Below are 21,739 nucleotides of genomic sequence, written 5' to 3' on the forward strand. Positions count from 1 at the left end.
TGCTGAGCTAAGAACTAAGGATTAATAAGTTATAGAACTTCACCCTTCTAACCGCTCCACAGGTGCTAAGGGCTGCTTTACCGCGAAAGTGTATAAATCAACCTAAGCTTTGAAACAGACCTTAAGGGTTAACGCCGTAATGGTCTGTTTCTACCGTAGCTTTTCCGTCCGGGGCCAGCGTTACCTTGAAGAGGTAATCGTACTCCTGCTCCGAAATATCAGGTACCGGACGCTTGGCGCCGAAGGCCTCCAGAATCGGTAACAGCGTGTTCGAGTGGCCTGCGACTACCACCATCTGCCCCTGGTGGCTTTTCAGCACACGCTCTTTCAGGCCTACAAAATCATTGGCGTCGTACTGCAGAATCTCCAGCGAAAGCGAATCTGACAAGGGCTTTAGGGTATGCTGGGTGCGGATGTACTTAGTGGCGTACAAAGCACCGATGGGCTGCTCCTTTAGCAGGTTGCCCAGCACCTCGGCACGTGCAAGTCCCTTGGCAGACAGGCCAGGGTTTTGGTCTTTGAGGTCAGCGGTCTCTTTTTCGGCGTGGCGCACCAGGTATACGATGGTAGGCTGTGCGGTATTATCCACAGGGTCCACCACGGCGCTGTTGCCCTCATGCATCTCCGGCGACTGACGGCAGGCTACCGTCAGCAGCATCAGCAGGAAAAATACGTGTTGTTTGAGTAAAGATTTTTTCATGTGAACGATTGTAGGTTAGATAATATAGTTGGTTGGTTTACGAATGTACCAGTTGCTCGCCCGCCCCGGCCACATCCTCAGCATCCTGAGTTCGGCCCTTCTTCTGGAGCAGGCGTATCAGGCTTTGGCGCACTTCCAGCTGGTAAGGGTACAGCAGCAGCGAGTTTTCGTAGGCTTGGATGGCCCTGTTTACCTTGCCCTCTGCCTCATACAAGTGTCCCTTTGCCGTTAGCGCTTTCGCGCTCTCCACCACCGTCGCTGATTTTGGCAGGGACTTGAGGGAAGTTTTGGCTTTATCGCCCTGCCCCAGCGCCGCGAACAGGGGCACCAGTAGGTGGCGGTCCGCCTCTGGCAGGGTTTTCTTGCCATCCAGCAGGGCTTGTGCAGCGACACGGGCGGCCTCCTTGTTCTGGAGCTGCAACTGATAAGTAGCCATCAGTGCCATGTAGTCTGTGCGCGGGTTGCCAGCCGCCGTGAGGATGCGCTGCGCCTCGGCCAGTGTCTCGTGGGCTTCTTTATACTTGCCCTGCGTCGCCAGAACCTCAGCATATTGCCTGCGCAGTTCGTAGTGTTGCGGTTTCAGGGACACCAGTCTTCTCAGCTCCTGCTCCGCCTCCGGGTTAATGCTGGTGGTGCCTTTCAGCCAGTTGGCGTAAGCCAGCGCCTCGTCGCGGCGGTCGCGGAGGTAGGTGGAGATAGTCGGGGCGTTCTCCACGTAAGCCTGTGCCACAGCAATGGCCTCAGGCACCATGCCGTAGTTCACGAAGAATTCCCGGAAGCGTTGGTTCACCTGCGCCTGCATCAGCAGATCGTCTTCCAGCTCAGCGGCCTTTTTGTACAGCGCCATCTGGCTCATCAGTGCGTCGTGGGCGTTGAGTTTGCCGTTGCGCTTCATGGTTTCCTGCAGCTCGGCCTCTGCCAGGTAAATGGGGGCATAGTTTGGGTTGATGCCTTTGGCTTTCTCCAGCCAGGCCTGCGCCTCCTTATACTTTTTCTGCCGCTGCTCCACGCCGGCATAGGCCAGCAGGGCCGGTTGGTAATCCTTATCCCACACCAGGGCGCTGTCTAAGTATAAAGTCGCTTTTTGCAGTTCGTTCTGGCGTTGCGCGCGGGTGGCCAGGTTCAGGTATACTTGCGCCCAGTTGCTGGCCATGGCCTGTTTGTCACCAGCCAGGTAAGCCTTTTGCCGCTGTACCAGCCCGTCTAGGAAAGTATACAACTCCGGGTCCTTGGCTTTTAAATCAGCGGTGGTGTTAATGGATTTGTGGTTGAGCGGGTGTACTTTCACGGGCTCAAAGTAAGCCGGGTAGGTCTGTGCCAGGTACTCGTGCTCGTTGTTGGCCGAATAGTAATCCAGCGTACGACCCTGCTCCATGGCGTTGTAGTAGAGGCGGCGCACGGCACGGTTCTCAGCATCGGTAAACACGCGCCCGTGGAACAGGTGTACATACTCATGGAGCACCACATTGCGCTCCAGGTATGATCCCCGCACCACGTACTCGATGGCTGCGGCTCCGCTGCCCACACCCCGGATATCCATCCACTGGCGGTTATCAAAAGTAGTGGCCTGCCTGAAGTATGGCGATTTCATGGCGATAGCCAGGTCTACGTGTAGCGGCGGAATCACGAACGTTTCGCCTTGCTTGGAGAGGAATGGAAAGTATACGATGCTCTCATAGAGCTGCGACCACACCATCTTCTGCACCTCGTCGCCGGGGTAATAGGTCACGTCGGGGAAGACTCTGGCAAAGTTTACCGGGTCTTTGATAACGGTCTGCTGTACCACCTGCTGCAGCGAATCGTAGTTGTGCAGGTAAATGAGCTGCTTTTGCTTAATCACGGCAGCCAGGGCGTTGTGCGCCGGGCCGTAGTGTTTCTTTTTCCGGAGGATACGCTGGAAAACAGCCTCGGCCGAATCCAGGCGTGCCTGGCGTTCCATATCGAAAGCCATGTAATAGGCAGAGCCACGCAGCATGGCCGGCAGCACCGAGGTTTTATATTTTTGCTGTACCTGCTCTATCTCCACCAGGGCCTCTTTCAGCTTGTTCTCCGACAGGAGTTTATCAGCATGCTGCAGTTCCTGGCGCACTTGATCATCCTCTGGCTGGGCATAGTCGGCGTAGGTGAGGTTGGTATGGCCGTTGCCCCAATGCCAGTGTGTGACGTAGTGCAGCGGGTTGAGCTCCAGGGCCAGCTCCCATTGGGCGGCCATGGCATTGAGTTGGGTAGCATCCACACGGCGCCAGATGGCATAGCCGTAGTTAAAGCGTGCATCAGCGTTGAAGGGGTTCAGGGTAAGGCTGTTGATAAGCGGCTGCTCGGCCAGCTCCGGCTTCTGGTTCCAGAAATGCACATCCGACTCCAGTAGCCAGGCCCCGGCATTGTTGCGGTTCCAGCCCTGCACCTTTTTGGCCCAAGCCAGCGCCTCTTCATACTTTTTCTGCAGCATCAGCACACGCCCCACCATTAGGGCAGCCTCCTCATCGGTCGGATTTATTGCGAGCAGCTGCTCCGCTGTGGCCTTCGCCTTCTCCAGTTCCCAGGCCTGTACCTGCAACCTGCTCTGCAACAGCAAGGCCTCCCGCTGCTGCGGATTTTCCTCCAGCACCTGCTTCACCAACCCTTCGGCCTCGGCAAACCTGTTTTCCAGCATGGCTACCTCCGCCTGCGCCAGCTTTGTCGCGGTGCCGGCGGGAGCTTTTGCCAGCACCTGCTTTGCTTCCTGCCAGGCGCCCAGTTCCAGCAAGCGTAGGGCTTTTGGGGCCGGTTCTATACTTGCCGCCAGCGCCTGCCGCCGCTCCTGCTGCAGCTTTTGCCGCACAGCCCCCACCTCGTCAGGGTGCTGGGCAAAGGCAGGCAGTGTTAGCAGAAATCCGAAAGTATAAACCAGTAATTTTTTAGGGAAAGTCAACATGAGTATCAGGCACTATGCTTTTGATTTTTAAAAGTATGACTTTCCGGCATTTGAAAAAAGTATGACGCCATCATCTTCCTAAAGTTCACGCCTGACAAGGGATACTTTTTTTGGATAGTAGCCATTTATCACCAGAAAAAACATTGTTGTCCTTGCGCAGCAGCAACCTCCTCCTTTCCCCTCCTTCAGCACAACTCAAAGCAAGGCCTATGCGTTTTTATACTTTCAAAGTTCAACTTAATATTTATTTCCCACATAATTTAATATAGCAAACCGGAAGTTCTTCAGATTTACTACAGATTCCCGACAGAATTTTAGCGTCCTATACTTCTTTGCCACCAGTACAGCATTTTTATGGGTGCAACACGGCGCATACTTGTTACCGGCAGTGCCGGGTTCATTGGCCATCACCTGGTGCTGGCCCTGCAGCAGTACGGCCACACGGTGGTGGGCATCGACAGCCTGAACAGCTACTACGACCCGCAGCTGAAGTACAAACGGCTTGAGCAGCAGGGGTTCTGCATACCTTCTGCAGCGCCTGAAACCCTCATCCAAAGTATAAAATCACCAAATCTATACTTCCAGCAGCTCGATATTTCGGATGCGGCGGCCCTGGAGCAGCTGTTCGCCAGCCAAGAGTTTGACGTGGTGGTGAACCTGGCGGCACAGGCCGGGGTGCGCCACAGCATCGACCATCCGGAAGAGTATGTGACGAGCAACTTGGTAGGCTTTGCCAATGTGCTGGAGTGCAGTCGTCGCCACCAGATAAAGCACCTGCTGTTTGCCTCCTCCAGTTCGGTGTACGGGCTCAACAAGCAGACGCCCTTTAGTACCAGCCACTGCACCGATGCGCCCATCTCGTTTTACGCTGCCACTAAAAAGGCCAACGAGGTGATGGCCCACAGTTACGCCCACCTTTACGGCATCCCTACTACCGGCCTGCGCTTTTTCACGGTGTATGGTCCGTGGGGCAGGCCCGACATGGCCTACTACAGCTTCGCCAAGGCCATTGTAGCGGGCACGCCTATCCGCATCTTTAACCACGGCGATATGCTGCGCGACTTTACCTATGTGGACGACGTGGTGGAAAGTATTGTGCGGCTGGTGGACGTGCGGCCAGAGGCCAATCCTGTACCTTTCAAGCTCTATAACATTGGCAACCATAAGCCTGAGCAGCTGCTCAGCATGGTGGCTATACTCGAGCGGCTGCTGCAGCGCAAAGCCAGGCTGGACCTGCAGTCCATGCAGCCGGGCGACGTGCAAACCACTTATGCCGATGTGGAGGAACTAGCCAAGGCAACCGGCATTACGCCGCAGACGACGCTGGAAGAGGGTCTGGAGCAGTTCGTGGCTTGGTTCAGAGAGTATCATGGGGTGCCCGCGCTGGCAGTTCCCTGACGGCTTATACCTGCTGCTCATACTTCCTGCTATAGCTTGCCTCCAGGCGCCGCATGAAGTATAAAGAAAGCAGCAGCCAGAGCAAGCCGATGGCGTAACCGGCCAGCACATCGGTGGCATAGTGCACGCGCAGGTAGATGCGGCTAAAGCCGATAAGCAACACGAGCAGCGTGAGCAAGAGCGTCAACACCCAGCGCCATACTTTCGCGCGTACCATGCGCCAAACAATATAAATCAGTACCCCATAGAAGGCTCCGCCAATCATGGCATGGCCACTGGGGAAGCTCATCCCCGACTGCTCGAGCAGGGCCGTCTCGGGGCGGGGGCGCTCAAAGTAGCGTTTGAGGAGCTGGTTGAGGATGGAGGTGGAAAAAGAGATGAGCAGTACCTTGAGCGCCAACCAGCGCCAGCCCCTGAAAAAGCTGAACACCAGCACCACCAGCGGCGGCACGACCAGAAGGTACTCAAAAGAGGCAAAAAAAGAGACGCCCCGCATTACCTGTGTCATGGCTGGCGAGGGAAACCGGTCGGCAAATGCAAAAAGGGCGGCATCGAGGGTATTGTCGCGGGCGACGAACACCAGGTGCGCCATAAAAAGGAAAAGCGCCAGGCAGAGCAACATCGCCAGGCCCAGTACCAGCACCTCGGCAGTGAGCAGCGCCAGCAGGCGCAGGAAAGTCTGGGTTAGCCGTTGCCTCATATGGTAGGAGGATACGGGCAGCGAAATAATGTAGTTAAAGTATAAACTTAGCTGCAGCAGCTGCTGTTTAAAAGCATGCATTAAACCATAAATAAGTAGGCAGAATGCTTCATCGGAACACAGAGCGAATAACACTGACGGTACTCGTACCGGTTTTTAACGAGGAGGGCTGCCTGCAGCGCTTCCGCGAGGCCATGGACGCCTTTCTGGCGCAGGCGCCGGTGCCCACGCAGGTACTCTTCATAAACGATGGCTCTACCGACAGCAGCCTGGCGCTCATCCGCCAGATCTGCCAGGGCAGTGCGGGTTACAGCTATATCTCGCTGGACCGCAACCACGGCCTCAGCACGGCCATCAAGGCCGGTATCGACCACAGCCAGACCACGCACATCGGCTACATCGACTCCGACCTGCAGACCTCGCCGCTGGACTTCCTGCTGCTGCTCGAGCAGGTGACGGGCCATGAGATGGTGATCGGCATCCGAGCCAAGCGCAAGGATACGTTTATCAAGAAAATCTCCTCCAGAATTGCCAACGGTTTCCGCCGCTACATGATAAACGACGGCATTGTGGATACCGGCTGCCCCTTAAAGATCATGGACGCCGCCTTTGCCAAGCGCGTGCCTTTTTTTGATGGCATGCACCGTTTCCTGCCCGCGCTCATACAGCTGCAGGGCGGAAAAGTGAAGCAGCTGCCGGTGCAGCACTTCGAGCGCTTTGCCGGCTACTCCAAATACCACCTTTTCAACCGCCTCTGGGGCCCGCTCAATGATACGTTTGCCTTCCGGTGGATGCGCAAGCGCTATATAAAGTATGGTATTGCCGAGGAGTTTGAGAACCAGCCCGTAGCCAATGGACATCTCTGAGATGCTCATCTACGGCGTGGGCCTGCTGGCGCAGCTGCTGTTTTCGGCGCGCATCCTGATACAGTGGGTAACATCGGAGCGGGCCGGGCGCGTGCTTTCCCCCGCCTCCTTCTGGACCACCAGCATGGTTGCCTCCATACTTTTAATGGCTTACGGCGCCCTCCGCAGCGACATCGTGATTGTGGGCGGGCAGCTGATCTCTTACTTTATCTACCTGCGAAACATCAAGCTCAAAAATGTATGGGATGAGCTGGCCTGGCCCATCCGCTGGGGAGCACTGCTTTTCCCGTTCGTGGCCGTTGGCTGGCTCCTCTGGAGCGATACCTATAGCTTCAGCTACATCATGGAGCACAGCAAAATATCCGGGGCGCTCATCGCCTGGGGTGGTGCCGGGCAGCTGATTTTCACGCTGCGCTTTGTGTACCAGTGGTGGTACTCGGAGCGGTTGCAGGAGTCGGTTATCCCCATCGGTTTTTGGGTTATCAGCCTGGTAGGCAGCCTCATGATTATGTCCTACGCCGTGCTGCGCCTGGACCCCGTGCTGTTTTTAGGTCAGATATTTGGTGTAGCCGCTTATACTCGTAACTTTATGCTGGGGCTGCGCGAGGCGCGGTCGGCCCCTGAACACTCTACACCAAACTAGCCCTGATGCTGCTTATCCGCAAAACGAATGCAGACCGCTCTTTGCTTGGCCTGCTGCTTGTGTTATTGCTGCTTCTGTTGTTTAACCTGGGAGGGTGGGGCGTGGTGGAGACCAGCGAGGCCCGCTACGCCGAGATTAGCCGCGAGATGTGGCAGAGCGGCGACTTGCTGCACCCGCGCCTGCTGGGCATTCAGCATTATCATAAACCTCCGCTTACCTACATCATCACTTCCTTTGGGATGGAGCTGTTTGGGCCTGATGCCTTCGGTGCGCGCATTTTCCTGCAGTTCTCGCTGCTGCTGCAAGTATGGCTCGTTTACCTGATTGCAAAGGTGCTTTTCGGCAACCCGCGGCAGGCCCTACTGGCGGCTGTTTTATACTTTACCATTCCGGCTGTGCTCGTCTCAGCCCGCAACCTCACCACCGACTCCTTTTTAGCCACCTTTGAGTTGGCCGCCATTTTGGCCTGGCTCAGGTATAAAACCAGGGCAAAGACGGGTTGGCTATACTTTTTTTACCTGCTGCTGGCGCTGGCCTTCCTGACCAAGGGGCCGGTGGGGCTGATCTTTCCGGTACTAGTGGCCATTGGCCTTGGGGGAAATTATACTTCGCCTGACAGCCATACTTCCCGATGGCACCACTTGCCCGCGCTGCTGCTTTTCCTGGCAGTGGGCAGCTCCTGGTATATTTACCTCATGGTCAAGGATGCCCAGTTTGTGGACTACTTCCTGTTTAAGCATACCGTGCAGCGCTACGCCAACCCCGAAACCTTTGGCCGCTCCAAGCCCTGGTGGTTTTACTTGGTGTTAGCCCCTGCCCTGAGTTTGCCCTGGTCGGCCATACTTTTTGCGCGCTTCCGGCAACTGCGGGAGATGCCGCGCCCGCTCAAGCGCCTCTTTATACTTTGGATACTGGTGCCACTGGTCTTTTTCTCCTTCTCCGGCTCCAAGCTCATACTTTACATCCTGCCCATTTTTGCGGGTCAGGCGCTGCTGACTACCTGGGTGCTCATCCACATGCCCGAGAAAACTGCCAGAAAGGCCATGAACTACGGCCTTGCATACCTGGTGGTGCTGACAGTAGCGCTCTTTGTGGCGCCGCTGCTGCCTGTAGGCATCACGCTGCCCTGGCGGGTGCTCACCTTTCCGGTGCTTATACTAGGCGCCCTGGCAGTGCTTTGGACGGGCGAGCGGTTGCCCCAGCAGAAACTTGTGTATGGTGCCCTGGTATTTACGGCGCTGCTCCTGCCCTATTCCACCAAGCTGCTGGAGCACAACCCACAGTTCACGAACGGCAGCCGCCCTATTGCCGAGGTCATCCGGGAGAACAACCTGGAGCAGCGGCCGGTGCTGGTGTATAACAGGCTGCTCCCATCGCTGGCCTTTGAGCTTAACAAAAATATCGTTTCGATTAATGACGGCAGCGACAAACTAGTACGGGAAGTACAGTTTGAGCGCGACGAGAAGTGGCAAGAGGAACTGCTGCAACTGAGCCGTCCGGAGTCCATGCAGCGGCTGCAGGAGTTGCTGCAACAAGAACCGGTGCTGGTGGTAAAAAATGAGCTTCCTGAGGAGCGACGATGGATACTTAAGCATTTTGACGAGCAGCGGCAGGTGGGTGAGTGGACGGTGTATTATTAAGGATGACGTCGGCACTTGCGCCTTTCTTCGGAACAGCTCAGTGATTTTGTTTATATTAACCGGGTCCAACCACCCCTAACCCCTCCTTATCCAAGGCGGGGATTTACGTAATTGCTTTGGCTGAAGTATAAGTTTTATAGCTTCTGTTTTCATCCGCAAAAGTGTATACACCCCTGTGGACCCCTCAAGGGGACAGTTTATACTTCATACTTTCTCTGTCATCTCGAGCAGGGCGAGAGATCTATCCGGAATTCTCTTCAGTTCTCTCCCGAAGGTCGAGATGACAGCAATGGCCAGAGCTATCGAATGATTCCCAGCCTTTGGGCTGAGCGCCTCGAGAGGTTCCGGTGACGAGCGGCAGCCCGAGGCATGAGGGCAGGAAGCGAAAGCAGCGCGATGCCCGAAGGCGAGCCCTCTCGGGCTTGAGAGCTCCAAAGCCAGAGATGCAACGAGACGTTTGTGGGAACTAGAGGATGAACGGTAGCTAGTAAGGATAGCTTGGTTCAGGTTGCGGGAAGCAGCGGCTATGAAAGTATAAGCCGGCAAGTATGAAAAGACATGTTCTACCAGCTCGCGCCAGCTGGTACCAAAGTATAAAGCAGCAAGTAGATGAAGTATAAGTTCCGGGGACTTGGAAGTCCGCAGCAGCATTGGCTTCGAACAAGGGTGTCCGAAACAGCGGTGTAGCCGAAGTACAAAGTATAACGAAAGTATACCAAGCTATAAAAACAAAAAAGGCTGACCCCGAAAGATCAGCCTTTTTATGATTTAGTGTGCGCAAGAAAGGACTCGAACCTTCACACCTTGCGGAACTGCCGCCTGAAGACAGCGCGTCTACCAATTTCGCCACTTGCGCTTGATTCACTATATCAATTAACGTCCCAAAACCCTTTAACCCTTTGTTTATTGGGATTGCAAAAGTAAGGCAAGCTTTCAGATAAGTCAATACCCTGGAGAAAAAATTTATTTCTTTTCCTCCGGCTCTTCCAGCACCAGGGGCGTAATCTCCTTACCCGAGTAGCGCTCCAGCCGGCGAAGCAGCGTCAGCCCGATCACAACCCACAGAAAACCAGCAGCAAAGCCAGCCAATACGTCGGTGGCATAGTGCACGCGCAGGTAAATACGGCTGAACCCAATCAGGACTACAAAAACAACCAGCAGCATAATGAGCAGGTTACGCAGGTGCACATCCTTTACATTGTGCCACACCAGGTAAATCAACAACCCGTAAAACGAAGCCGCCACCATGCTGTGCCCGCTCGGGAAGCTCAGTCCGGAAGCCTCCACCAAGGGCGAGATTGGCCGCTCGCGGTCGAAAAAATACTTCAGGATAATGTTGAGCGAGATGCTGCCCAGTGCTACCACCGGCACCCTCACGGAATTCCAGCGGTGCTTGCGGACAAACAGGTAATAGGCCACCAGCGCCAAAGCCGCAGGCGTCAGAAACTGCCGGGAGGCGAAAAAGGTAACGAACTTAATAAGCCCGTCCATGAAAGGGCTGCTGATGTTTGCCGCAAAGCCAAAGGCCGCCTCATCGAGCCATACTTCTTCGCCCTGCATTATCTCCCGGCCCAGCCACAGAAACACCACAATGCAGGCGATAAACAGCGCCCAGATAAAGACCAGCTCCACGGTAAAAAGCGCCGCAGAGGCCACCATCCGTTTATAGAAAGTGCGTATCATACTATCACGTTATCATCTTAGAAGCGTATTTAAATCCTGTTTCCTACAGAATATCATCATACGTAAACTATGAAAGAGAGCATCAGGTTATTTGTGGCTGCCCCTCTTCCGGCCGATTTACTGCAGGAGCTGCAGCAGCAACTGCAGCAATTTAAACACCCTGCGCTGCGCTTTTTGCCGCCCCAGAACCTGCACCTCACGCTCTACTTCATCGGCAACGTGCCGGCGCACGAGCTGCCAAGTATAAAAGAGCGCGTGGCACGCGTGGCCCAACAGCACCAGCGCTTTACGCTGCAATTCGAGCAGACGGAGCCTGGTCCCAAACCCAGGCACCCGCGCCTGATTTGGGCACGTTTTGCACGCCACGCTTCCTTTGAGGCTCTGAGCAGGCACCTGACCGAAGAACTGACTGCGCAGCCCCCGGCAAACCTGAAGGCCATTCCGCATATTACGCTGGCCCGCTTCCGGAAAGACAGCCAACCGCCCCGGGATTTGCCGCTTGTCACCTCAGAAAAGCCCCTGGAACTGCCCGTGCAGGAGGTAGGCCTGTGGCAATCGGTGCTGGGCTCGCCTCACCCTACTTATTCGGTGCTGGAACGATACCCGCTGGGCTAAAACCCGCAGGCGCCAAACACAGTACAACAAGCTGCAATTTAAGTTTCTAACGAGCATATATGAACCAAGCAGAACTTACCGAGCTGGTAATGGGATTGAAGGACAAAGGCCTGACCGTGGCATTTGCAGAGAGCTGCACGGCCGGCATGCTGGCCTCAGAGTTTGTAAGGGCAAAGGGCAGCAGCGATGTGCTGAAAGGCAGCCTGGTGGTGTACCAGCCGGAGGTAAAGCAGAAACTGCTGGGCGTTAAGAAACAGACCCTGGACCTCTACACAGCGGAATCGCAGCAGGTGACCAACGAGATGGTAATGGGCCTGAAGAAGATGCTGGGCGCCGATATCAGCATCGCCACTACCGGCCTGGCCGGGCCCGGCGGCTCCGAAACAGAGGAGAAGCCCGTGGGCACGATGTTCGTTTCCATACTTTACAACGGCAAGGCCGAGGAATTCCGGGAGCACTTTGAGGGCAACACCGAAAGTATACGCAAGCAGTTGGTAGACTACATCTTTCAGAAACTGGTAGGCATCCTGGACCAACATTACAAACGCTAATCCTTACCTTAGCGCCCGCACCAATCACTTATACTTTGCCCCAACTCCCTGATAGCGGATTTAACCGGGTTGCCCCTTTTTACGATGCACTGGCGCGGCTGGTGTATGGCAATGCCCTGGAGCAGGCACAGCTGGCCTTGCTGCCCTTTGTGCCACAGCAGACGCGCGTGCTGGTGATTGGCGGCGGCACGGGCTGGCTGTTGGAGCAGCTGCTGCAAACCGGCAAGAAGCTCGACATTTTATACCTGGAGGCCGCCCCGGCCATGCTGCAGCGTGCCGAGCGAAAGTATAGCAAGTATAAAAAGCCGCTTCACTGCCACGTTACCTTTCGCCTGGGCACCGAGCAAAGTATAAATCCCGGCGAGCAATTCGACGTCATCTTCACCCCTTTCCTGTTAGATCTTTTCCCGCCGCAGCGCCTGCAGGTGCTCATGAGCAAATTGGCGGCTGCTCTATCTCCGGATGGCCAATGGCTTTTTGCCGACTTCTGGCCTGTTCAGCAGCCCGCGCCCTGGTGGCAGCATCTGTTAATCAGGGGTATGTATACGTTCTTCGGATGGCTCAGCAACGTACAGGCCACGCAACTACCAGACTACAAAGCCCATTTCGACGCCTTAGGGTTCCGCGAAAAGTATAGCCAGCCGTTTTACGGGGGCATGGTGCAGGCAAAAGCGCTGGAGAGAGTTGGGGAGTTGGGGAGTTAGAAAGTTAGAAGGTTAGAAGGTTAGAAAGTTAAAAAGTTAGGCGTTGGCTTAAAGCTCAATGAGCAACTAAAAACAGATAAATGTTAACTGATAACTGTTAATTGCTAACTGATTAGAGTTGCTCCCCTATTTACCAATCCCTATATTTAGCTTTCCAACTTTACTGACCTAAAATGAAACCAAAAGTATATAGCCTGCTGGGGCTGGCGATGGGGCTGATGATGCAACCGGCTCTGGCGCAGCAGCAGGTAACTTATGATTTGTCTTTCCCGAACGCAGCGCACCACGAGACGGAGATAAAAGTTACGTTTTCTGATATCCAGGGTGACACCTTGAAGGTACTGATGCCGCGCAGCTCGCCCGGTCGTTATGCCTTGCACGAGTTTGCCAAGAACGTGTACAACGTAAAAGCCACCAACGCGCAGGGGCAGCCGCTGCAACTGGTACGGCTGAACGTAAACGAGTGGGGCGTAGTGAACCACCAGGGCCAGGCCACCGTCAGCTATACTTTGTTTGCCGACCAGGCCGACGGCACCTACGCCGCTGTTGACGAAACCCACGCCCACCTGAACGCACCTGCCAGCCTGATGTATGCGCGCGAGTTCGAGGCGGCACCGGCTTACCTCACCTTTCATATCCCGCAAGGCAGCAACTGGAAAGTGGCCACGCAGCTACGGCATGAGCAAGGCAACACCTACTCCGCCCCCAACTTCCAGTACCTGATGGACAGCCCCATGGAGCTGAGCAACTTCGATTTTGCCGAGTGGACGGTGAATAGCGGCGGCAAGCCACAAACCATACAAGTGGCGCTGCACCACCACGGCACCAAAGAGCAGTTCGAGGAATACGTGGCGCACACCAAGGCTATCGTAGCCGAGCAGCAGGCCGTGTTCGGGCAGCTACCTGCCTTTGATTACGGTCGTTATACCTTCATCGGCTGCTATCTTCCGCAGGCCTCCGGCGACGGCATGGAACACCGCAACTCCACTATCCTGACCAGCTCACGCCCGTTGGCCTCGGCCATGGGGCCGCTGCTGAACACGGTGTCTCATGAGTTTTTCCATGCCTGGAACGTGGAGCGCATCCGCCCTAAATCCCTGGAGCCATTCAACTTTCAGGAGGCCAATATGAGCGAGGCGCTGTGGCTGGCTGAGGGCTTCACGAGCTACTACGGCGACCTGACGATGGCCCGCGCCGGCATTTACGACTTGAAAAAGTATGCTTCTGACCTGGCCGGAGACTTGAACTACGTGCTGCTCACGCCGGGCAGGCAGTATCACAGTTTGGTTGAGATGAGCCAGCAGGCGCCTTTTGTGGATGCCGCCCGCTCCGTGGACCCGGTGAACCGCCACAACACCTTTATCTCCTACTATACTTATGGCAGCATGATTGGCATGGGCCTGGACCTGACGCTGCGCCGCGACTACAACAAAACGCTGGACGACTTTATGCAGGCGCTCTGGCAAAAGTATGGCGCTACCGAAAAGCCTTATACCATGGCCGATGTGGAGGAAACGCTGGCGCAGGTAACCGGCGATGCCGCCTTTGCCCGAAAGTTCTTCGCGGAGAGCATCTTCGGAAGCGAACTGCCCGACTACACAGCACTGCTCGCGCTGGCTGGGCTTGAATTGAGAAAGTCCAAGCCGGGTGAGGCTACGGTAAGCATGCTCAACTTTACCTATAAAGACGGCACGGCCACCATCGCCAACGGCACGTTTGTGCACACAGGCGCTTACAAAGCCGGCCTCGAGAAGGGCGATGTAATCCTGACCTTTGATGGGCGTAAGCTCAAATCAGAAAAAGAACTGGAGAAAATTCTCAAAAAGCACAAACCCGGCGATACAGTACCGGTTACCTACACGCGGCACGGGCAGACCCGCACCACCAGCTTTGTGCTGGATGAAGTGCCGCTCTTCGAGGTAGTGCCTTACGAAAGTATAGGCAAGCAACTGACGCCGCAGATGCAGTCCTTCCGCGCGGGATGGCTGGGGGCAAAGGCTAAATAGCAGTATCCGTATACTTTATGGCGGCCCGCTCCGTTTTGCATTTGAACCATCTAAGCCGTACCTTAGTATAAGATTTTATACTTGAGCAATTTCCACGTGAAAAATATACTTAGAACCCTACTGGTTGCCGGACTGCTGTATGCCGGGCCAGGCTTAGCGCAGAGCGTAAAGCCGAGCCTGGAGGCTGCGCCGGTGCCGGCTCAAACCACGCCTGTCCCGACGACCACTGTAGAAAAGGAGCAAACAAAGGCCGAGAAGCCCTCCTGGCAAGGACCTAAGTTAAGCTACGGCCTGAACATGGGCGCCAGCTTCAGCAACGGCCTTGGCAGCGCCACGTACATGGAGCCTTCGGTGCGCTACCAGGTCAGCAACCGCTTTAGGGTGAACACCAGCCTGGCTTACGTGCATACTTCCGGCTACAATGTGCCGGTTGCCGGCCCTGAAGGTACCACAGTGCTTTACCGAAACCGCGGCGGCAGCCACTACATCGGCAGCGTGGGCGTGGATTACCTGGCCAGCGACCGCCTGATCCTGAGCGGCAACATCTGGCGCGACTTTTCTAAACTGCCTACCAACGACTTCAGAGGCGGTCTCTACAGCCCCGGCCGCATGGGCGCTGATTTCCGGGCCACTTATAAAATCACGGAACACCTAAGTGTAACCGGCGGCATCCGTTATACCGACGGCGCCTCGCCTTACGGTAACCCATACTATGGCCCGGGCTACGGCAGCCGGTACGGGTACTGGTAAAGGGCAGCAGCCTCGAAAACTTATACCACGCTTCCCTGTTCATGCGGGGAAGCGTTTTTTTCAGCCTTACAGGGCCTTATCCTAACCAAACTCACCGTTTTAGAAGTATACAGAGGGAAAGAAGGCAAAACTGGGAGAGCCTGGGCAAAGGTTTTAGCAACAGGCACCGCTCTCTAACGACTACTTAACGAAGACAAACGTTGCAACAGAATAAAACACTGATCCGCCACCTGAAAAACGAGCGCCTCGAAACTATAAAACCCGGCTACCGAGGCAACAAGACCATTGATGGGCGCTTCGCCAATGGAAACGAGCTCTATAACCCTGACTTCAGCAAGGTGCTGCGCTGGCAGCTGAGCCGCAACCCGCAGCGGGAGCAGAAAAAGCTCGACCACTACACGCCGCATGTGCAGCAGGGCAAGGAGTTTATCCATGATAACCGGGACATGCTTGTGTGGCTGGGGCATTCGTCTTTTTTCCTGCGCCTGGGCGGCATCACCTTCCTGACCGATCCGGTGCTCTTCGACCTGCCGCTGCTAAAGCGCCGGGTGGGCCTGCCCTGCCAGCCAGAGGAGCTGCGCAACATCGACTTCCTGCTGCTTTCGCACGCCCACCGCGATCACCTCGACAAAAAATCGGTACAGGTAATTTTCCAGAATAACCCGCAGCTCAAGGCCCTGGCCCCGCTCCGTGTCGGCGACATCCTCAGAAGTATAGACCCGCACCTGCCCTACCAGGAGGCCGGCTGGTTTCAGAAGTATGACCTGGTGCCCGATGAGGTGGAAGTATACTTTATGCCTGCCTCGCACTGGCACCGCCGCGGCCTCCGCGATATGAACAAGGTGCTGTGGGGAAGTTTCGTGCTGAAGACCAGGGAGCACACGCTATACTTTGCCGGCGACACGGGCCTTGCCCCGCATTTTGAGGAAATAGAGCAGCTGCTGGGCCCTATGGATGTTTGCATGATGCCGGTGGGCGCCTACAAGCCCTCGTTCCTGATGCAGAAAAGCCACCTCAGCCCGCATGAGGCTGTGAAAGCCTATAACCTGCTGCGCGGCGGCACCTTCATCCCCATGCACTACGGCACCTACGACCTCAGCGACGAGCCGCCGAGCGAACCGGTACGCCTGCTGGAGCAGATTGCCGCCTCCGGAATGCTACAGGGCCTGCGCATGCCGGCCATTGGCGAGCCAGTGCTGCTGCAGGAGCTAATTTAGGGGTGGCGTCGGAACATAGTTTTGCTATATTTGTGGATTATAACCTCTAAGAACCTATAGCTTAACCATGTCCCCTACCCTTATCATAGGCCTTATTTTAGGCTATTTCTGTATTCTTATTTTCATCTCATACCTCACCAGCCGCAACACCGACTCCGAGACCTTCTTTCTGGCAAACCGCTCCTCGCCGTGGTATGTGGTGGCTTTTGGTATGATTGGCACCTCCCTGTCCGGCGTTACCTTCGTGTCGATACCCGGCATGGTGGCAGGGGCGCAGTTCTCTTACCTGCAGTTTGTGATGGGCTACCTGCTGGGCTACCTCGTGATAGCCACCGTGCTGATGCCGCTCTACTACCGCATGAACCTGGTCTCGATTTATACTTACCTGGAAGACCGTTTCGGGTGGTGGTCCTACAAAACAGGGGCAGCTTTCTTCCTGCTCTCGCGCACGCTTGGGGCGGCCATTCGCCTGTTCCTGATTGCCGGCGTGCTGCAACTGGCCGTTTTCGATGAACTGGGCATTCCCTTCTCCGTTTCCGTGCTGATTACGATTGCCCTGATTTGGGTATATACTTTCCGTGGCGGGATGAAGACAATCATCTGGACCGATACTTTCCAGACCACCGCTATGCTCACGGCCGTCGGGATTACGATTTGGTTGATTTCCGACGAGCTGAACCTGGGCTTCCAGGGAATAGTAGATACGATCACTGCCAGCGATTACTCCCAAGTGTTTTTCTGGGATGGCAAAGACAGCAAAAACTTCTTTAAGCAGTTCTTCTCAGGTGCCTTTATCACCATCGTGATGACCGGCCTGGACCAGGACATGATGCAGAAGAACTTGAGCTGCAAGAATATCGGCGAAGCCCAGAAAAACATGTTCTGGTTCAGCATCATCCTGTTTGTGGTGAACATCCTGTTCCTTTCGCTGGGTGCCCTGCTCTACATTTATGCACAGGCGAAGGGTATTACCCTTCCTGAGAGAGGCGACGATGTGTTCCCATTCCTGGCCCTTAACCACTTCTCAGCCTTTGCCGGCATCGTGTTTATACTTGGCATCATTGCTATTACGTACGCCTCCGCCGACTCAGCCCTTACGGCACTTACCACCTCCTTCTGCGTGGACTTCCTAAACTTCAAGGACCGTCCGGAGCAGGAGCGCGTTCGCCTGCGTTACCTTGTGCATGGTGGCATCTCCTTAGTCATGGGTTTGGTTATCATTGTATTCGAGCTCCTGAACAACGACAGCGTAGTAACGGCCGTCTTTAAGGTGGCAGGCTATACGTATGGTCCGCTGCTTGGCCTGTATGCCTTTGGCATCTACACCAAGCGTGCCGTGCGCGACAGGCTGGTGCCGGCAGTCTGCATCATCGCCCCGCTGCTTACTTTCATTATCAGCTACAATTCAGCAGATTGGTTCTGGGGCTACGAGTTCGGTTTCGAGGTACTCATCCTTAACGGCTTCCTGACATTTGTTGGCCTGATGGCCGTGTCGGCCGGTAGAATAGACGAGCTGGAGCTGGCACGCGAGCAGCAGACGGCGTAATACCTACTTTATAAGTATATAGCGCCACCGCCCTCTTCTGGTCTTCAGGGGAGGGCGGTGGCTTTTTTATACTTTTAGAACTGTGTAGGGTTTCTGCAATACCGGGCCCAACTACCCCTTTATCCCCTCAGAGCTACGCTCGCTACCTTCGAACTCGCGTTCTCGGTAGTCTAAGGCGGGGAATTTGTAGCTACTTTGGCTGAAGTATAAGCTCTATAGCTGTTCTCCTTGCGCGGACAGGTCGCAACCTGTCCCTACAAAGTGTAAATCCAGCAGGCGATTACACCCCTATTGAGCTGCGCTCGCAAGCTTCGAACTCCCCTTCTCACTTGTCCTCAAGGGGACAGTTGGTACCTGTTGCATAGCAAAGACAGCGGCTATCGAACTTATTCCCAGCCTTTGGGTTGAGCGCCTTGTGAGATCCGGTGCCCGTCAAGGGCATGCCGAGCGAAAGCGAGGCAAGGAGGGAACACAGCGCGATGCCCGAAGGCGAGGCCTCCCGGCCTAGGAGGGCAGAAAGCAGGAGATGAAACGAGCCGTTTGTGGGAACTAGAGGATGAACGGAGGATAATGAGGATAGCTTGGTTCAAGTGGAAGGAAGCAGTGGCTATGCAAGTACAGGCAAGTATAACGTATGAATAAGCAGTTATTAAAGTATATCAGAAGCAATAAAGCATGACCAAAGTATAAGTATGGCTCTTCGAGCCAGTCAAGTTGCAAACTTGACACCATAATAGGACACAAGTCTGAAGACTTGCGCCATGGAAGAGGAAGGCATAAGTGGACGCTCTGTGCCTGAGAAAGTATAAAAGTATAGCCGAAGTATAAAGTATACTTGAACCGCATTCCCCAGCATCCAGCTTCCATCCTCAACACCATCGGGCGTGTTGAACAAACCCTCCTTACTTTCCCACATATTCCGTACCTTTGCAGTATTTTGCAGAGAGGTGGCATCTTATACCTGTTTTAACTGTTGTTATAACGCCACGCCTCTAAAACGCGCTGCCCTAGCTACAGGGGCGGGCGGGGCATTTAAACACTTTAAGCAGCTTACAATTAATGGCAAAACGCGGATTCGGGTCTAGCGGAGGCGAACAGGATAAGGAAGGCAGAAAGAAGATCACCAAGGAAAGCTTTCGCCGGGGTCTGAAGATTTTCAGCTACGTCCTACCTTACAAGTATAAATTTATCGTTGGCCTGGTGTTTCTGGTACTGTCCAGCCTCACGTTTATGGCCTTCCCGTACCTGGTAGGCAAGCTTTTTGACTCCTCAGCCGGCAACACTTCCGGCCTGTTCCAGGACATCAACATGATTGCCATGGGTCTGTTTGCCGTTATTTTGTTGCAGGGTATTTTCTCCTTCTTCCGGGTATACTTCTTTGCGCAGGTGAGCGAGAACGCCGTGGCCAACATCCGCCGCGACCTCTACAGCAAGTTCGTGCAGCTGCCTATCTCGTTTTTCGAGAAGCGCCGCGTGGGGGAAATCACCAGCCGCATCACCACCGACGTGGCCCAGGTGCAGGACGCCATGTCCATCACGCTGGCCGAGCTATTCCGTCAGACCACCACACTCATTGTGGGCGTGATCATCATCATGTGGACATCCATCAAGCTGTCGCTGTTTATGCTGGCTACCTTTCCGGTGCTGGTGGCACTGGCGCTGGTATTTGGCCGCAAAATCAAGATGCTCTCCAAGAAAACCCAGGACGAACTGGCCAACACCAACGTGATTGTGGAGGAGACGCTGCAGGCGATAAACACGGTAAAGGCCTTTACAAATGAGATGTTTGAAGTGGGCCGCTATCAGAGCACCCTGAGCAAGGCTGTAAAAACGGCCATCGCCGGGGCCTATTACCGCGGGGCCTTCATCACCTTTATTATTGTGGGCCTTTTCGGAGGGATTATACTTGTGATCTGGTACGGGGCTACCTTGGTGGCAAACGGTGATATTGAGCAGGGCGACCTGGTTTCCTTTGTGCTTTATACTGTGTTTATTGGCGCCTCGGTGGGCGGTCTGGGTGATCTCTACGGCAAGGTACAAGCCGCGCTGGGAGCCACCGAGCGTATCCTGGAGATACTGCAGGAGCAGGAGGAGCCTACCGATAAAAGTATAAAGGCCCTGAGCGAGATACCGCGCGTGAAAGGCGATATCAGCTACCAGAACGTGGCCTTCTCCTACCCTACCCGCCAGGACATTCAGGTGCTGCGCGACATTAACTTCAGCGTAAGAGCCGGCGAGAAAGTGGCGCTGGTTGGCCCGAGCGGTTCGGGTAAATCCACCATCATACAGCTACTGATGCGCTATTACGATGTGCTGGGCGGAAGTATAACCGTAGACGGAAAAGATATCCGTAATATGAACCTGACGGAGCTGCGCGGCAATATTGGCGTGGTGCCGCAGGAGGTGCTGCTGTTTGGGGGCACTATCCGCGAGAACATTGCCTATGGCCGCCCGGAGGCTACAGAAGCAGAAATTATAGAAGCCGCCCAAAAGGCCAACGCCTACGACTTCATCAAGACATTCCCGGAAGGGTTCGACACATTGGTGGGCGAACGCGGCATCAAGCTCTCGGGAGGCCAGCGCCAACGCGTGGCCATTGCCCGTGCCATCCTTAAAAACCCGGCCATCCTTATACTTGACGAAGCCACCAGCGCCCTCGATTCCGAGTCGGAAAGCCTGGTGCAGCAGGCCATGGACGAGCTGATGAAAGGCCGCACTACCATCGTTATCGCCCACCGTTTGGCCACTATCCGCAAGGTGGATAAGATCCTGGTGATTGAGAATGGGGAGATTGTGGAGGAAGGCTCGCACGAGCAGTTGTCGCTGAACCCGGAAGGCATGTACGCCAACCTGCTGCGCCTGCAGTTCGAGCTAAGCTGAAGGAGTTAGAGAGTTGGGGAGTTTAGGAGTTAGAGAGTTGTAGAGACGCAATACCTTGCGTCCTAGGAGTTAGAAAGTTAGAGGGTTAGAAAGTTAAAAAGTTGAGTTCTGGCGAAGTATAAGAGGCGCGGATAAGCTTCTGTTATTTTGTCATCCTGAAAGGATCTTAGTAGCTGGCAATATAGGCTTAGCAACTTTGAAAGGGCTCCGCTGTTCCGCTGAACTCCATCCAAAATGCCGGGCTTTTTACACTTTAACCTGATTCTGTTTTCATACTTAGCATTTCTATAAAACATAAAATCCTACTGTGGCCAGTGCTGCAGTAGGATTTTATGTTTTATAGATATACTTTAGGCGATATTTTCGAATAAGCGGCCCATGCACCCTGTTATTAGCTCAGCTCTAAAGTATAGCACCCTTCTACTCTCGTTTCTGCTACTGGCCCAGGTGGCGCAGGCCCAGCGGCGGCCGGGTACCTTTACCGCCCGAAACGCTTATTACCTGGAGGTAAGCGGCTCTTCCGACACCTACTCCCTCAACTTCGACCGCATCGTATACCAGTACTATAACTTTAAGGCCGCTGTGCGTGCAGGCGTTGGCACCAACCTGTTTTTTCAGGAAGGCGAGCCTGGCGTATACCCCATTGTACCGATAGAGGCCTTGGGCATGATTGGCGCCACCCAGAACCACGTGGAGTTTGGCCTGGGCTATACCCGCCGCTTTACCGACCATCCCGACCTGATGCAGAACATGTACTTTGCCCGCATCGGCTTCCGCTACCAGGACCCACGCGGCGGGCTGCTGGTCAGGCTGGCCGTTACGCCGTTTGTTTCACCAGAGAACAAATCTGATACGCCTGGCTTGGCAGTGGTACCCCGATTTGGGCTAAGTATAGGCCGCAGCTTCTGAGGCAAAGTATAAACCGT

17 protein-coding genes and 1 tRNA gene are annotated in these 21,739 nt (G+C 54.9%); 13 read left to right on the plus strand and 5 right to left on the minus strand.

The genetic code is table 11. The features are described from left to right. Window positions 1-121 precede the first annotated feature (121 nt). Window positions 122-700: a SixA phosphatase family protein gene (locus BM040_RS06540; RefSeq protein ID WP_245756121.1), complete on the minus strand. Its 579-nt coding sequence runs from the start codon at window positions 698-700 to the stop codon at window positions 122-124. Window positions 701-737: 37 nt separating this feature from the next. Further along, window positions 738-3,614, minus strand: a complete 2,877-nt coding sequence (locus tag BM040_RS06545; RefSeq protein WP_092099712.1) for a tetratricopeptide repeat protein — start codon at window positions 3,612-3,614, stop codon at window positions 738-740. 354 nt (window positions 3,615-3,968) lie between these two features. Between BM040_RS06545 and BM040_RS06550 the strand changes: the two genes are divergently transcribed. Next, window positions 3,969-5,012: an NAD-dependent epimerase/dehydratase family protein gene (locus tag BM040_RS06550; protein ID WP_092099713.1), complete on the plus strand. Its 1,044-nt coding sequence runs from the start codon at window positions 3,969-3,971 to the stop codon at window positions 5,010-5,012. A gap of 4 nt (window positions 5,013-5,016) precedes the next feature. Here the strand turns inward: BM040_RS06550 and BM040_RS06555 are convergent, their stop codons facing one another. Then, entirely contained in the window at window positions 5,017-5,793 is a 777-nt protein-coding gene (locus BM040_RS06555) for a phosphatase PAP2 family protein (protein ID WP_092099714.1), read from the minus strand. Window positions 5,794-5,816: 23 nt separating this feature from the next. Between BM040_RS06555 and BM040_RS06560 the strand changes: the two genes are divergently transcribed. The 3 genes from BM040_RS06560 to BM040_RS06570 are packed head-to-tail and all read left to right on the plus strand — an operon-like array spanning window position 5,817 to window position 8,861. Further along, the gene (locus BM040_RS06560) at window positions 5,817-6,578 is read left to right on the plus strand and encodes a glycosyltransferase (protein WP_092099715.1); all 762 of its coding nucleotides are present in this window, start codon (window positions 5,817-5,819) and stop codon (window positions 6,576-6,578) included. Continuing rightward, complete coding sequence (locus BM040_RS06565) at window positions 6,565-7,221, plus strand: lipid-A-disaccharide synthase N-terminal domain-containing protein (RefSeq protein ID WP_092099716.1); 657 nt, start codon at window positions 6,565-6,567, stop codon at window positions 7,219-7,221. The genes BM040_RS06560 and BM040_RS06565 overlap by 14 nt, the downstream gene beginning before the upstream one ends. Before the next feature lie 5 nt (window positions 7,222-7,226). Beyond that, entirely contained in the window at window positions 7,227-8,861 is a 1,635-nt protein-coding gene (locus BM040_RS06570) for an ArnT family glycosyltransferase (RefSeq protein ID WP_092099717.1), read from the plus strand. Between the two features lie 774 nt (window positions 8,862-9,635). On the opposite strand, the gene BM040_RS06575 is transcribed toward BM040_RS06570, so the two are convergent. Together BM040_RS06575 and BM040_RS06580 are read right to left on the minus strand one after the other, a co-directional pair. Beyond that, window positions 9,636-9,717, minus strand: a tRNA-Leu gene (locus tag BM040_RS06575). 107 nt (window positions 9,718-9,824) lie between these two features. Beyond that, entirely contained in the window at window positions 9,825-10,544 is a 720-nt protein-coding gene (locus BM040_RS06580) for a phosphatase PAP2 family protein (RefSeq protein WP_092099718.1), read from the minus strand. A gap of 69 nt (window positions 10,545-10,613) precedes the next feature. Here BM040_RS06580 and thpR point away from each other — a divergent pair, with 69 nt between their 5' ends. The 9 genes from thpR (at window position 10,614) to BM040_RS06625 (ending at window position 21,722) form a co-directional block, all read left to right on the plus strand. Next, complete coding sequence (gene thpR, locus BM040_RS06585; RefSeq protein ID WP_092099719.1) at window positions 10,614-11,159, plus strand: RNA 2',3'-cyclic phosphodiesterase; 546 nt, start codon at window positions 10,614-10,616, stop codon at window positions 11,157-11,159. Window positions 11,160-11,218: 59 nt separating this feature from the next. Then, window positions 11,219-11,710: a CinA family protein gene (locus BM040_RS06590; protein ID WP_092099720.1), complete on the plus strand. Its 492-nt coding sequence runs from the start codon at window positions 11,219-11,221 to the stop codon at window positions 11,708-11,710. 35 nt (window positions 11,711-11,745) lie between these two features. After that, window positions 11,746-12,414, plus strand: a complete 669-nt coding sequence (locus BM040_RS06595; protein WP_092099721.1) for a class I SAM-dependent methyltransferase — start codon at window positions 11,746-11,748, stop codon at window positions 12,412-12,414. A 173-nt stretch (window positions 12,415-12,587) separates the two neighbouring features. Then, window positions 12,588-14,420: a M61 family metallopeptidase gene (locus tag BM040_RS06600; RefSeq protein ID WP_092099722.1), complete on the plus strand. Its 1,833-nt coding sequence runs from the start codon at window positions 12,588-12,590 to the stop codon at window positions 14,418-14,420. A 96-nt stretch (window positions 14,421-14,516) separates the two neighbouring features. Next, window positions 14,517-15,170, plus strand: a complete 654-nt coding sequence (locus BM040_RS06605; RefSeq protein WP_245756122.1) for a hypothetical protein — start codon at window positions 14,517-14,519, stop codon at window positions 15,168-15,170. A gap of 200 nt (window positions 15,171-15,370) precedes the next feature. Then, window positions 15,371-16,387, plus strand: a complete 1,017-nt coding sequence (locus BM040_RS06610) for an MBL fold metallo-hydrolase (protein WP_092099723.1) — start codon at window positions 15,371-15,373, stop codon at window positions 16,385-16,387. 67 nt (window positions 16,388-16,454) lie between these two features. Continuing rightward, on the plus strand, window positions 16,455-17,933 hold the full coding sequence (locus tag BM040_RS06615; protein WP_092099724.1) for a sodium:solute symporter: 1,479 nt from the start codon (window positions 16,455-16,457) through the stop codon (window positions 17,931-17,933). A gap of 1,059 nt (window positions 17,934-18,992) precedes the next feature. Next, on the plus strand, window positions 18,993-20,813 hold the full coding sequence (locus BM040_RS06620) for an ABC transporter ATP-binding protein (protein ID WP_092099725.1): 1,821 nt from the start codon (window positions 18,993-18,995) through the stop codon (window positions 20,811-20,813). Window positions 20,814-21,191: 378 nt separating this feature from the next. Then, window positions 21,192-21,722: a hypothetical protein gene (locus BM040_RS06625; protein ID WP_245756123.1), complete on the plus strand. Its 531-nt coding sequence runs from the start codon at window positions 21,192-21,194 to the stop codon at window positions 21,720-21,722. Window positions 21,723-21,739 lie beyond the last annotated feature (17 nt).

The sequence above is a fragment of the Pontibacter chinhatensis genome (genome assembly GCF_900113285.1).
GTDB lineage: Bacteria > Bacteroidota > Bacteroidia > Cytophagales > Hymenobacteraceae > Pontibacter > Pontibacter chinhatensis.